We start from the raw sequence: 12326 nt of genomic DNA, 5'->3' as shown, positions 1-12326 counted from the left end.
TCCGGCCATGCACCCCGAAGCCCCCGAGAACCACGAGACCCTGGTCCGTGACCACACGGTCTACGCCTGCGTCATGGGCTCGCGCGCCTTCGGTCTGGCCACGGAGGACAGCGACACGGACCGCCGGGGCATCTTCCTCGCGCCGACCGCGCTGTTCTGGCGCTTCGAGAAGCCGCCGACGCACGTGGAGGGCCCCGGGGAGGAGCAGTTCAGCTGGGAGCTGGAGCGCTTCTGCGAGCTGGCCCTGCGCGCGAACCCGAACATCCTGGAGTGCCTGCACTCACCCCTCGTGGAGCGCGTGGACGACACGGGCCGCGAACTGCTCGCCCTGCGCGACGCGTTCCTCTCCCGCCGGGCCCACGAGACGTTCACGCGCTACGCGCACGGCCAGCGCCGCAAGCTCGACGCCGACGTCCGCACCCACGGCGCCCCGCGCTGGAAGCACGCGATGCACCTGCTGAGGCTGCTGATCTCCGCCCGCGACCTGCTGCGCACGGGCGTCCTGACCATCGACGTCGGCGAAGCGCGGGAGTCACTGCTCGCCGTGAAGCGCGGCGAGGTGCCCTGGCCGGACCTGGAGGGGTGGATGAACCGCCTGGCCGGGGAGGGCGAGGAGGCCGCCCTGCGCAGCCCCCTGCCCGCCGAACCGGACCGACGGCGCGTCGAGGACTTCCTGGTCCGCACCCGCCGCGCCTCAGCGCTCCAGCCGGGTCCGTACGACGAAGTCGTGCAGGGCGTCGTACGCGGTCGGGGCGTCGGGGAGGGCTGAGGCGGCCCGGGCGTCGTCCAGGACGCCGTGCAGCCGCTCCACGTCGGCCCGCACGCGCGCGTGGTCGACGTCCGCGTCCCCGTGCTCCCGCTCGGCCTTGGCGGCGACCAGCTCGGGCAGGTACCCCGGAGCGGCGTCGACCTCCTCGACGAGGGTGGGCAGGTGGGGCTGCACGTCCCCGGTGCGCATCAGGTGGATGCCGGTGAGCAGCACCCGGAAGGTGTACAGGAGCGGCTTCAGCTGGCCGGTCTTCTCGAACAGCCGCCACTGGGTGCCCGCGAACCCCCGGTAGTGGTGGGCGTGGTGGCCGGTGAGGACCCCCGGCGCGAGTCCGGCCAGCTCCCCGTGGGCCTCCGTGGTGTGCACGACCAGCGGGGAGAGCAGCTGCTCCAGCACGTAGCCGTTGCGGCGGAGCATCAGCCGGACGAACTTGCGCAGGTCGTGCGTGACCAGGTCCATCTCGACGCCGTCCCGGTCCCACATCCGCGACCTGGTCTCCTCCGGCTCGCGCAGCCCGACCAGGTCGGCGGCGGGCAGCAGGTGCACGCCGCGCAGGTCCACGTCGGAGTCGCGGGAGGGGAAGCCGTACAGGTGGGCGCCGGAGACGGTGGCGAACAGCACCGGGAAGGGCTGCTCGGCCACCACCGGGGCCAGGTCGATGTCGAGGGCGTCGATCATGCGCTCAAGCGTCCCAGAGGGCGCCGAGGGCCAGCAGGTCGCCCCGGTACTCGATGCGGTCCGCCCAGTCGGCCGGCCAGGCGTCGGCGCCCAGGTGCGCGCCCGCGAAGGCGCCCGCGAGGCAGGCGATGGAGTCGGAGTCGCCGGACGTGCAGGCACCGCGGCGCAGGGCGGTGAGCGGCTCGTCGACGAAGAGCAGGAAGCAGAGCAGCCCGGCCGCCATGGCCTCCTCGGCGATCCAGCCCTCGCCGACGGCCAGGCAGGGGTCGGTCTCGGGCGAGACGGTGCGCACCGCCTCCTGGAGCCGGTCGAGTGTCGCCAGGCACTCGTCCCAGCCGCGCGCGATGAAGTGCTCGGGCGTCGGGTCCTGGGCGCGGCTCCACAGGTCGCCGAGCCAGCGCTCGTGGTAGCGGGTGCGGTTGTCGTAGGCGTAGGAGCGCAGCAGCCCGACCAGGCCGGTCGGCTCGGCCCCCTCGGCGAGCAGCCGTACGGCGTGCGCGGTGAGGTCGGAGGCGGCGAGCGCGGTGGGGTGGCCGTGGGTGAGCGCCGACTGCAACTGGGCCGCGCCCGCACGCTGTTCGTCGCTCAGGCCCGGGACGAGCCCGACCGGCGCGACACGCATGTTGGCGCCGCAGCCCTTGGAGTGGATCTGGCTGGCGTCCTGCCAGGGGCGGTCTTCCCGCTCCAGGAGGTCGCAGGCCCTCAGGCAGGTGTTGCCCGGGGCCCGGTTGTTCTCGGGCGAGCGGTTCCAGGCGATGAACTCCTGCCGCACCGGCCCGGCCATCCCCTCGGGCGCCAGGACGCCCCCGTCCATGGCGGTCCGCAGCCCCTTCCCCAGCGCCAGCGTCATCTGGGTGTCGTCCGTGACGATCGCGGGCCGGGGCAGCTGCATCTCCCGCCAGGGGCCGCACTTGGCGAGGATGGCCGGGACGTCGTTGAACTCGGTGGGGAAGCCCAGCGCGTCGCCGAGGGCGAGGCCGGTGAGCGCTCCGGTGGCGGCGCGTTTGGTGCCGGTGGTCGTGGTCATGCGGGACGTCCTTCCCGAGGGGTGCGGAGCAGCGGTGGGTGCAGGACGGTGGCCGGTCCTGCGCGGTAGAGGGCGGCCGGTTTGCCGCGGCCGCCGGTGAGGCGGGCGGCGCCGGGAACCGCCTCGACGAAACCCGGCGTGGCGAGGACCTTGCGGCGGAAGTTGGGCCGGTCCAGGGCCGTCCCCCACACCGTCTCGTAGACCTGTTGCAGCTCGCCGAGCGTGAACTCGGCCGGGCAGAAGGCGGTGGCCAGGCAGGTGTACTCCAGCTTGGCGCCGACCCGGTCCCGGGCGTCGGCCAGGATCCGGTCGTGGTCGAAGGCGAGGCCCGCGGCCTCGTCGTACGGCATCCAGCGGGCCTCGGCCGCGTCACCGCCGCCGAGCGGCTCGGGCGGGTCCGGCAGCAGTGCGGCGAAGGCCACGGACACGACCCGCATGCGGGGGTCGCGGCCGGGCTCGCTGTAGGTCCGCAGCTGCTCCAGGTGCAGCCCGGTCACGTCCGCCAGGCCGGTCTCCTCGGCCAGCTCGCGCCTGGCCGCCGTCTCCGCCGACTCCTCGGGGAGCAGGAAGCCGCCGGGGAGCGCCCAGCGGCCCGCGTACGGCTCCTGGCCGCGCTCGACGAGCAGCGCGTGCAGCGCGCCCGCGCGCAGCGTGAGGACGGCGAGGTCGACGGTGACGGCGAAGGGTTCGAAAGCGTGCTTGTCGTAGCCGCGCACGAAACGCCCACCCCCTTAATAGTCAGTACGACTATAAAGACGGCGGGCGCTCGGAACAACCCTCGGAGACCTGGGAGACCTAGAGGTCGACCTCCTGCATCAGCATCCCGACCTCCGTGTTGGACAGGCGGCGCAGCCAGCCCGACTTCTGGTCGCCCAGGGTGATCGGGCCGAAGGCGGTGCGCACCAGCTTGTCGACGGGGAAGCCCGCCTCCGCCAGCATCCGGCGGACGATGTGCTTGCGGCCCTCGTGGAGCGTGACCTCGACCAGGTAGTTCTTGCCGGTCTGCTCGACGACCCGGAAGTGGTCCGCGCGCGCGTACCCGTCCTCCAGCTGGATGCCGTCCTTGAGGCGCTTGCCGAGGTCGCGCGGGATCGGGCCCACGATGTGCGCGAGGTAGGTCTTCTTCACGCCGTACCGGGGGTGGGTCAGGCGGTGGGCCAGCTCACCGTGGTTGGTGAGCAGGATGACGCCCTCGGTCTCGGTGTCGAGCCGGCCGACGTGGAAGAGGCGGGTCTCGCGGTTGGTGACGTAGTCGCCGAGGCACTGGCGGCCCTCGGGGTCCTCCATGGTGGAGACGACACCGGCGGGCTTGTTCAGCGAGAAGAACTGGTACGACTGCGTGGCGACGGTCAGGCCGTCGACCTTGACCTCGTCCTTCTCCGGGTCGACACGACGGCCCTGCTCGAGGACGATCTCGCCGTTGATCTCGACCCTGGCCTGCTCGATCAGTTCCTCGCAGGCGCGCCGGGAGCCGTAGCCCGCGCGCGCGAGGACCTTCTGCAGCCGCTCGCCCTCCTGCTCGGCGCCGGGGAAGGTCTTGGGCAGCTTGACGTCCTTCTTGCCCGCGTACCGCTCGCGGTTGCGCTCCTCGGCCCGCGTCTCGTACTCGCGGGACGTGGCGGGCGCGCTGCGGCCGCGCTGCTGGGGCCGCTTCGGGCCGCCCTTGGCGCCGCCGCGGGCCGAGGGGCCGCGGCCCGACTTCGGGCCGTCCTGGGTGGCGCCGGGGCCCACGTCGTAGCGCCGCTCCTCCGGGCGCGGCTTCTTGGGACGGCCGCCCTGCTTGTCGTCGCGGTTGTTGCCGGCGCCGCGGTAGTTGCCACGGCCACCGCCACTCCCGCCGCGGCCGCCGCTGTTGCCACCACGGCTCCCGCCGTTGTTTCCGCTGCTGTTCCTGCCGCTGCTGCTTCGCATCAAAATTCCGTCTTGTCGTCTGCGTCCCCGGCATCCGGGGCGTCCGGGGCGTCCGGGGCGTCCGGATCGAACGACGGGACCCCTTCCAGCGTGTCGGCCTCGATCGCCTCCGCCTCCGGGAGGAAGGGCGCGAGCTCCGGGAGCTCGTCCAGGCCGCGCAGGCCCATCCGCTCCAGGAAGTAGTTCGTCGTCACGTACAGGATCGCACCTGTTTCGGGTTCCGTGCCCGCCTCCTCCACGAGACCCCGTTGCAGGAGGGTGCGCATCACACCGTCGCAGTTCACGCCGCGCACCGCGGAGACGCGGCTGCGGCTGACCGGCTGGCGGTAGGCGACGACGGCGAGGGTCTCCAGGGCGGCCTGGGTGAGGCGGGCGTGCTGGCCGTCCAGGACGAAGCCCTCGACGGCGGCGGCGTACTCGGCCCGGCTGTAGAAGCGCCAGCCGCCGGCCACCAGGCGCAGCTCGAAGCCGCGGCCCTGGACGGCGTACTCGTCGGCCAGCTCGCGCAGGGCGTCGGCGATCCGCCGCCGGGGCCGTTGCAGTATCTTCGCCAGCCGCTCCTCGGTCGCGGGCTCGTCGACGACCATGAGGACGGCTTCGAGCGCGGGCTTGAGGTCGAGGGCGGCGACGCCGTCCGGCCCGCCCTCGGCCTCCGCTGCCTCCTCGGCCTCCGCGGTCTGCTCAGTCACGCCTTCTGCTCCTCCTTCGGCGCCTCGGGCGGCCGGTCGAACTCGTCGGTCACCACCGGCTGCGTCTCCCCGTCACCGCCGGTCCAGCGCACCAGCAGATCGCCGAGGGCCGTCTCCTGGTCCAGTGCGACGGCCTTCTCCCGGTACAGCTCCAGCAGGGCCAGGAAGCGGGCGACGACGGTCAGGGTGTCCCCGGTGTCCTGGACCAGCACGCGGAAGCTGGCCTCGCCCAGCTCCTTCAGACGGGCGACGACGATCCCGGCCTGCTCCTGCACGCTGACCAGGGGCGCGTGGATGTGCTCGACGTACACCTGCGGCCTGGGCTTGGGCTGCATCGCCTTCACGGCGAGCTTGGCGAAGCCCTCGGGGCCGATGCTGATGACGACCTCGGGCAGCAGCTCGGCGTGGTGGGCCTCCAGGCCGACGGTACGGGGGTAGCGGCGGGCCTCGGCCGCGAGCCGGTCGTTGAAGATCTCCGCGATCTGCTTGTACGCGCGGTACTGGAGCAGCCGTGCGAAGAGCAGGTCGCGGGCTTCGAGGAGGGCCAGGTCGGCCTCGTCCTCGACCTCGGCGGCGGGCAGCAGCCGGGCCGCCTTCAGGTCGAGCAGCGTCGCCGCGACCACCAGGAACTCGGTGGTCTGGTCGAGGTCCCAGTCCGGCCCCATCGCCCGGATGTGCGCCATGAACTCGTCGGTCACCTTCGACAGGGCGACCTCGGTGACGTCCATCTTGTGCTTGGAGATCAACTGGAGGAGCAGGTCGAACGGCCCCTCGAAGTTGGCGAGCCGCACCTTGAAGACACCGCCGTCGGCCGTGTCCGGGGCGTCGGGGGCGCCCTCCGGGGACTCCTGGGACGGGGCGGCCCCGGAACCGCCCGCGGCTGCGGGTACGGGGGCGGGCGCCCCGGACGCGTCGAGCGCCTCGTGCTCCTCGCTCTCCGGACCCGGCTCCGCTTCTGCACCGGCCCGCTCCGGCCGCGTCCCGGTGTCCGAGGGGCCCAGGTGACCCGGTCCGTCCGCGTCCGGCTCCACCGTCTCCGGGACCCGCGCCGGGTCTCCAGGTTCTGCGGCCGGGGCGGGGGCGGACTCGCCCCGGAAGTGCCGCTCGTCGTCCTCCCGCGCGGGGGACGCCGACGGGACCGGACCGCTGTGCGTGTCCTCTCCGGGCTCCCCCGCAGTCCGGGCCTCCACCGGGTCGCCGGGGCCCGCGCCCTCCGGAGCGGCAGCCGGGGAGTGCCCGGTGCCGGAGGGTGCCTCCTCGGGCGGCGGCTCGGTCGCCGGCGCCCCCGGGCCCCTGCCCAGCGCGCGCCGGCGGCCGGCGCGCGGGCCGCGGCCGGGGTGGGGGGTGTCGTTCGAGGTCATGACCCCCGCAGGCTACCGCTACCGCCCGCGCAGCCGTCGTACGAGGATGCTGGCGTCACCGCGGGATTCCAGGTCGGCCAGGACCACGGCGACCGCCTCGCGGACGATGCGGCCGCGGTCGACGGCCAGGCCGTGCTCGCCCCGGAGCACCAGGCGGGCGTGCTCCAGGTCCATCAGCTCCTCGGCGGAGACGTACACGGTGATCTTCTCGTCGTGGCGCTCACGCCCGCTGGGGCGGCGTGCGGCGGCTCTGCCGCGCTTGCGGGGCCGGTCGGCGCCGGGGGCGGCAGAACCTTCCTGCACGCCCGTGTCCGGCCCGGAGCCCCGCGCGGAGCGCTCCCCGCCCCGGCTGCGCGGCTCGCCCGCCGAGCCCTGCTCCGCGTCCGCCGCGGCGTGCTCCGCGCCCTCGCCGTCACCGCCCTGCGCGGGCACCGACTGCGGTGCGTCCTCGGCGGCGGCCTGGTCGCTCTCCCCCGCCGGGGCCGGCACCCGGGCCTCGCCGCCCGCCGGTCGCCGCGGGGTGGACGCCTGGAGCGCCATCCCCCCTGTCGTACGGAAGAGTTCGTCGGCCCCCGGCAGACTCACTCGGCGTGACACCGGGCGAGCACCTCCCTGGCGAGCTGGCGGTAGGCGGCGGCACCGACGGAGTTGGACGCGTACGTGGTGATCGGCTCGCCGGCGACCGTGGTCTCCGGGAAGCGGACCGTGCGCCCGATGACCGTGTGGTAGACGTGGTCGTCGAACGCCTCGACGACCCGCGCGAGCACCTCACGGCTGTGCACCGTGCGCGAGTCGTACATCGTGGCGAGGATGCCGTCGAGCTCCAGGTCGGGGTTGAGCCGCTCCTGGACCTTCTCGATCGTCTCGGTCAGCAGCGCCACACCGCGCAGCGCGAAGAACTCGCACTCCAGCGGCACGATCACCTTGTGCGCGGCGGTCAGCGCGTTGACCGTGAGCAGGCCGAGCGAGGGCTGGCAGTCGATCACGATGTAGTCGTAGTCGTCCATCAGCGGCTTCAGCGCCCGCTGCAGGGTCGACTCGCGCGCGACCTCGCTCACCAGCTGCACCTCGGCCGCCGACAGGTCGATGTTGCTGGGCAGCAGGTCCATGTTGGGGACCGCGGTCTTCAGCAGCACCTCGTCGGCCGCCATGCCCCGCTCCATGAGCAGGTTGTAGACGGTGAGGTCGAGCTCCATCGGGTTGACGCCGAGTCCGACCGACAGCGCGCCCTGCGGGTCGAAGTCGACGAGCAGCACCCGGCGCCCGTACTCGGCGAGCGCGGCACCCAGGTTGATGGTCGACGTGGTCTTGCCCACGCCGCCCTTCTGGTTGCACATCGCGATGATCTTGGCAGGGCCGTGATCGGTCAGCGGGCCCGGGATCGGGAAGTACGGCAGCGGGCGTCCGGTCGGGCCGATGCGCTCGCGGCGCTGCCGGGCCGCGTCGGGCGCGAGCGTGGCGGCGTACTCGGGATCCGGCTCGTACTCCGCGTCCGGGTCGTAGAAGTGCCCCTCGGGCAGTTCGTCGTAGTCGGCGAAGTGGTTGCGTGGCGCGCCACTTCCGTCGCCGGCCCTGGCGTTCACGTGTTGGCCATCCATACTCATGTGTGCTGTCCGAGTCGCCTGCGGACTGTGGTGGTCGGCTGCGGAGGTGCGTACAGCCACGGAGCCGACAGCCTCGAGACGCCCGGGACCGTGGGTCCGTGCCGGCATTCCTGGTTGACCACCCCCGGGAGTAAATGTCGACTCATTCACAAGTCGTCTTACCTCCTTGGTGACCAGGGAACTTCTAGACAGGTCAGCGTGGCACCATGCCGACGTTCGGCGACTCTATGGCGTGTCGGCCGTCCGCAGCAACACAATCCGCCGGACCCGGCCCGATGTGTCGGCAATGAAACATCCCTCTGTCAAGGGCGTACGGCCGTCGCACAGCAGGTTTCACCGGTGCGCGAATCGGTTGAAGCGTTACGTTCGAGGCGAGTTGACCGAGAATCGCAAAGTGACCATACACACACCCGGCCGGACCTTGTCGGGCAAGGTCCGGCCGGGTGTGCGGGGTTGACGACGGGTGTTGACGTATCGCCTTTTCCGGTTGTCGACTTGCTCGGCGGGTCAGGCGAGGAGCGAGGCGAGCTCGACGTGCTCGAGGCCGTGCGCCTCGGCGACCTCCTTGTAAACCACCTTGCCGTCATGGGTGTTGAGGCCCTTGGCCAGCGCCGGGTCGCGGCGCAGCGCGTCGGCCCAGCCGCGGTTGGCCAGCTCCACGATGTACGGCAGCGTGGCGTTGGTCAGCGCGTAGGTGGAGGTGTTGGGCACCGCGCCGGGCATGTTGGCGACGCAGTAGAAGACCGAGTTGTGGACCGGGAAGGTCGGCTCGGCGTGGGTGGTCGGGTGGGAGTCCTCGAAGCAGCCGCCCTGGTCGATCGCGATGTCGACAAGGACACTCCCGGGCTTCATCCGGGACACCAGCTCGTTGGTGACCAGCTTCGGGGCCTTGGCGCCGGGGATCAGCACGGCGCCGATCACGAGGTCGGCCTCCAGGCAGGCCTTCTCCAGCTCGAAGGCGTTGGAGACGACGGTCTGGATCTTCGTGCCGAAGATCTTGTCGGCTTCCTTGAGCTTGGTGATGTCCTTGTCGAGCAGGGTGACGTGGAAGCCCAGGCCGATGGCGATCTGCGCCGCGTTCCAGCCGGAGACACCGCCGCCGATGACGACGGCGCGGCCCGCGAGCACACCGGGGACACCGCCGGGCAGCACACCGCGTCCGCCGTTGGCGGCCATCAGGTGGTAGGCGCCGACCTGGGGGGCGAGGCGGCCCGCGACCTCGGACATGGGGGCCAGCAGCGGCAGCGCGCGGCTGGGCAGCTCGACCGTCTCGTAGGCGATGGCGGTGGTGCCGGACTCGATGAGCGCGTCCGTGCACTCCTTGGAGGCGGCCAGGTGCAGGTAGGTGAAGAGCGTCTGGTCCTTGCGCAGGCGGTGGTACTCCTCCGCGATCGGCTCCTTGACCTTCAGGAGCAGGTCCGCGGTGGCCCAGACCTCGTCGGCGGTGTCGAGTATCCGCGCACCGGCCGCGACGTACTCCTCGTTGGGGATCGAGGAGCCGACGCCGGCGTCGCGTTCGACGACGACCTGGTGACCGTGGCGCACCAGCTCGTGCACGCCGGCGGGGGTGATGGCCACCCGGAACTCGTTGTTCTTGACCTCGCGGGGGATGCCGACCTTCACGTGGATCACGGTCCTTGGCTCAGAGGATGGGGCTATTACAAGGCATACCCGCTCAAGCGCGGGCACACCGGGAGAGACCGCAGGAGAATGTGCGGCATGGCCAGTCTAATGAAGGCGTTCTCTCTGTCTAGCCTTTCAAAGCACTAATCTTCAGTCACTGTGCTGCGGATTTCGCAGGCGTCTGCGGGATCTTCCCTCAGCATCCGCTCGGCCGCGCTCCGTTCCAGGCCCGCCGCGGCGGGGTCGCCTAGCCGGTCGAGGGTGTCGGCGAGCCGCAGGTGCAGTGCGGCCTGGAGCCGGTCGTCCTCGGCGTGGCGGGCCCGCTCGACGGCCTCCTGGCAGGTCCGGAGCGAGTCCTCGGGGCGCCCGGCGTACTCCTGGACGCGGGCCAGCTCGGACAGCGCCCGCGCCTGGGCGGCCACGTCGCCGCCCTTGCGGTGTCCGGCCACGGCCGCCCGCCAGGCCCGCACCGCCTCGCCGTAGCGTCCGGCGTAGGTGTGGGCGGTGGCGATACGGCCGTAGACCCGGGCGGCGTCGGCGCGCTCGTCCCGGGCGAGGCGCTGGGCGAGGGCCCGGCCGAACCAGTCGGCGGCGCGGTCGTAGTCCCCCAGCTCCAGGTGGGCACCGCCCACGGATTCCATCGCGCGGCCGGTCGCGTACGGGTCGTCGGCCTCGCGTCCGGCGTCCAGCGCGGCCCGGTAGCGGACCAGGGCCTCCGCGGTACGGCCGGTGCGGGCGTCCAGGTCGGCCAGGTTCAGCAGGGCCGCGGCCCTTTCCCGGGGCAGCTCACGGCGCTCGGCCACGTCGAGGACGAGGCGGTGGATGCCGTACAGGTCGGGGGCGGCGGCCCGGGTCCCGAAGTGGGCGACCATGGCCCGCACCAGCTGGGACATGAGTCTGCGGGCGAGGGTGTCCAGCTCGCCGTCGGCGACCGCGAGGCGGGCCGCGGCCAGCAGGGCGGGGCGCCGGGCGCGCAGCCAGTCGGCGGCGGCCCTGGGATGCGGGAAGCGCAGGTCGCGCGGTGTGGCGAGGAGCTTCTCGCGGGCCTGCGGGCTGTCGGTCTCGGTGACCGCGCGGCAGGACTGGAGCAGCCGCACCGTCCGCTCCAGCATGCGGGCGCGGGCCAGCTGGAGCTCGGCGGGCCGGTCGTGCTTGCGTGCGAGGCGCCTCAGCATCCCGTGCAGCCAGTCGGGCACCTCGTACTCGGGCAGCGGCGAGCCGGCGGCGCGCAGCAGGCCGAGGGCGACGAAGTCGTCCAGGGTGCCGCGGGCGCCGTCCACCGAGCAGCCGGCGAGTGCGGAGGCGGTGTGCGGGTCGACCAGGCCCGCCGGGGCGAGGGAGAGCAGCCGCAGCATCCGGGCGGCGGTGCTGGGCAGGGAACCGTAGACGAGGCGGAAGACGCGGGCGAGCGCGCTGCCTTCCTCGTTCTCCGCGTGGAGCTGCTTGGCGAGGTCGGCGACGGCCGCCTGGGGACGGGCCGCGAGCCAGCCGCCGGCCAGGGTCAGGGCGGCGGGCTGGGCCTGGCAGAGCTCGACCAGCTGTTCGGCGGCCCTGGGGTCGACGGTGATGCGGACCGAACCGGTGTGGCGGGAGAGCAGCTCCACGGCCGACTTGGTGTCCAGGCCCCCCAGCGTGCACGGCCGGACGTCGGCGATACCGGTCAGCGGACCCTCGGACACGGCGACGGCCAGGCAGTCCGGGGTGTCCGGCAGCAGCGCGTCCACCTGCTCGGCGTCGGCGACGGCGTCGAGCAGGAGCAGGACCTGGCGCTCGGCCAGCGCGGCGCGCAGGGCCTCGGTGAGGTCGTCCTCGTCGGCTCCGGGCGGTGCGGTGCGGTCCAGCTCGGTGAGCAGGTCCCGGGCGAGGCGTTCCACGGGCACGCGGGTGCCGTCCGGCTCGCTCAGCCGGGCCCGCAGCACGCCGTCGGGGTAGGCGTCGGCGACCTGCGCGGCCAGCTCCTCCGCGAGCGCGGTGCGCCCCGAGCCGGGCCGGCCCGCGATCAGCAGCACGCGCGCGCGGGGGGCCTTGCGGCCGGAGAGGGTGTCCAGACCGGCGCGCTCGATGTCGGCGCGCAGCTCCTTCAGCTCCCGGGTGCGGCCGAGGAACCCGCTCTCCTCAGCAGGGTCGTGGGACAGCCGTGCGCCGTCCGTGTCCACCGCCTGATCCGTCACGGGCCACACTCCCGATCCCACCGCACGCCGGTGCCCGCCGGAAGCCCGGTTCGGGCGATTCCCGAGCCTAGTTCACGCTCTGCGACGTTCCCGGCGGAGCGCGGCGGGCACATCCCCTGATCGGATCAACCGATCGTCACATCGGTCGGGGTCGGAGTGTGGGCGGGCCCGTACCCGGCGTCGGGGCGGAGCAACACGTCCCCGGGCACTCTTCCGGCCCCAGCGACGGACCCGGCAGTCCATCCACCGGCTCCCGGCTCCCGGCTCCCGGCTCCCGGCTCCCGGCTCCCGGCTCCCGGCTCCCGGCTCCCGGCTCCCGGCTCCCGGCTCCCGGCTCCCGGCTCCCGGCTCCCGGCTCCCGGCTCCCGGCTCCCGGCTCCCGGCTCCCGGCTCCCGGCTCCCGGCTCCCGGCTCCCGGCTCCCGGCTCCCGGCTCCCGGCCAGGATGATGCCGGACGGCCGGGGCCCGGACGCGCGGGTGCTCCCCGGAAGCC

Annotated in this window: 11 protein-coding genes; 1 reads left to right on the top strand and 10 read right to left on the bottom strand. The window is 73.2% G+C overall.

Features of this window, described 5'->3' with window-relative positions:
- Nucleotides 1-7 precede the first annotated feature (7 nt).
- Nucleotides 8-769: a nucleotidyltransferase domain-containing protein gene (locus Sco07f_RS23925; protein ID WP_108989165.1), complete on the top strand. Its 762-nt coding sequence runs from the start codon at nucleotides 8-10 to the stop codon at nucleotides 767-769.
- On the opposite strand, the gene Sco07f_RS23920 is transcribed toward Sco07f_RS23925, so the two are convergent.
- The 10 genes from Sco07f_RS23920 to Sco07f_RS23870 all read right to left on the bottom strand — a co-directional run bounded on the left by Sco07f_RS23920 (nucleotide 695) and on the right by Sco07f_RS23870 (nucleotide 11833).
- The gene (locus Sco07f_RS23920; RefSeq protein WP_087791710.1) at nucleotides 695-1447 is read right to left on the bottom strand and encodes a nucleotidyltransferase domain-containing protein; all 753 of its coding nucleotides are present in this window, start codon (nucleotides 1445-1447) and stop codon (nucleotides 695-697) included. The genes Sco07f_RS23925 and Sco07f_RS23920 overlap by 75 nt on opposite strands.
- Nucleotides 1448-1451: 4 nt before the next feature.
- Nucleotides 1452-2474, bottom strand: a complete 1023-nt coding sequence (locus Sco07f_RS23915) for an ADP-ribosylglycohydrolase family protein (RefSeq protein WP_108989164.1) — start codon at nucleotides 2472-2474, stop codon at nucleotides 1452-1454.
- Nucleotides 2471-3190, bottom strand: a complete 720-nt coding sequence (locus Sco07f_RS23910; RefSeq protein ID WP_007448005.1) for an NUDIX hydrolase — start codon at nucleotides 3188-3190, stop codon at nucleotides 2471-2473. Before Sco07f_RS23910 ends, Sco07f_RS23915 begins: the two co-directional genes overlap by 4 nt.
- 79 nt (nucleotides 3191-3269) lie before the next feature.
- The gene (locus Sco07f_RS23905; protein WP_007448006.1) at nucleotides 3270-4385 is read right to left on the bottom strand and encodes a pseudouridine synthase; all 1116 of its coding nucleotides are present in this window, start codon (nucleotides 4383-4385) and stop codon (nucleotides 3270-3272) included.
- Entirely contained in the window at nucleotides 4385-4972 is a 588-nt protein-coding gene (gene scpB, locus Sco07f_RS23900; protein WP_244942146.1) for an SMC-Scp complex subunit ScpB, read from the bottom strand. The genes Sco07f_RS23905 and scpB overlap by 1 nt, the downstream gene beginning before the upstream one ends.
- 98 nt (nucleotides 4973-5070) lie before the next feature.
- The gene (locus Sco07f_RS40200) at nucleotides 5071-6435 is read right to left on the bottom strand and encodes a segregation and condensation protein A (RefSeq protein ID WP_167468202.1); all 1365 of its coding nucleotides are present in this window, start codon (nucleotides 6433-6435) and stop codon (nucleotides 5071-5073) included.
- Between the two features lie 18 nt (nucleotides 6436-6453).
- On the bottom strand, nucleotides 6454-6975 hold the full coding sequence (locus tag Sco07f_RS23885) for a hypothetical protein (RefSeq protein WP_244942140.1): 522 nt from the start codon (nucleotides 6973-6975) through the stop codon (nucleotides 6454-6456).
- Nucleotides 6976-7016: 41 nt separating this feature from the next.
- Complete coding sequence (locus Sco07f_RS23880; protein ID WP_161337107.1) at nucleotides 7017-8147, bottom strand: ParA family protein; 1131 nt, start codon at nucleotides 8145-8147, stop codon at nucleotides 7017-7019.
- 399 nt (nucleotides 8148-8546) lie between these two features.
- A complete protein-coding gene (gene ald / locus Sco07f_RS23875) occupies nucleotides 8547-9671 on the bottom strand; it encodes an alanine dehydrogenase (RefSeq protein ID WP_087791703.1) in 1125 nt (374 codons plus the stop codon).
- Between the two features lie 134 nt (nucleotides 9672-9805).
- Nucleotides 9806-11833 carry a tetratricopeptide repeat protein gene (locus Sco07f_RS23870; protein ID WP_167468200.1) on the bottom strand — a complete coding sequence of 676 codons (2028 nt, stop codon included), beginning with the start codon at nucleotides 11831-11833 and terminating at the stop codon, nucleotides 9806-9808.
- Nucleotides 11834-12326: the final 493 nt, after the last annotated feature.

Source organism: Streptomyces coelicoflavus, from assembly GCF_003112555.1.
In the GTDB taxonomy this organism is placed as follows: domain Bacteria; phylum Actinomycetota; class Actinomycetes; order Streptomycetales; family Streptomycetaceae; genus Streptomyces; species Streptomyces coelicoflavus.
Note: the sequence above shows the minus strand (reverse complement) of the source record. Positions and strands in the feature narration are given on the sequence as shown.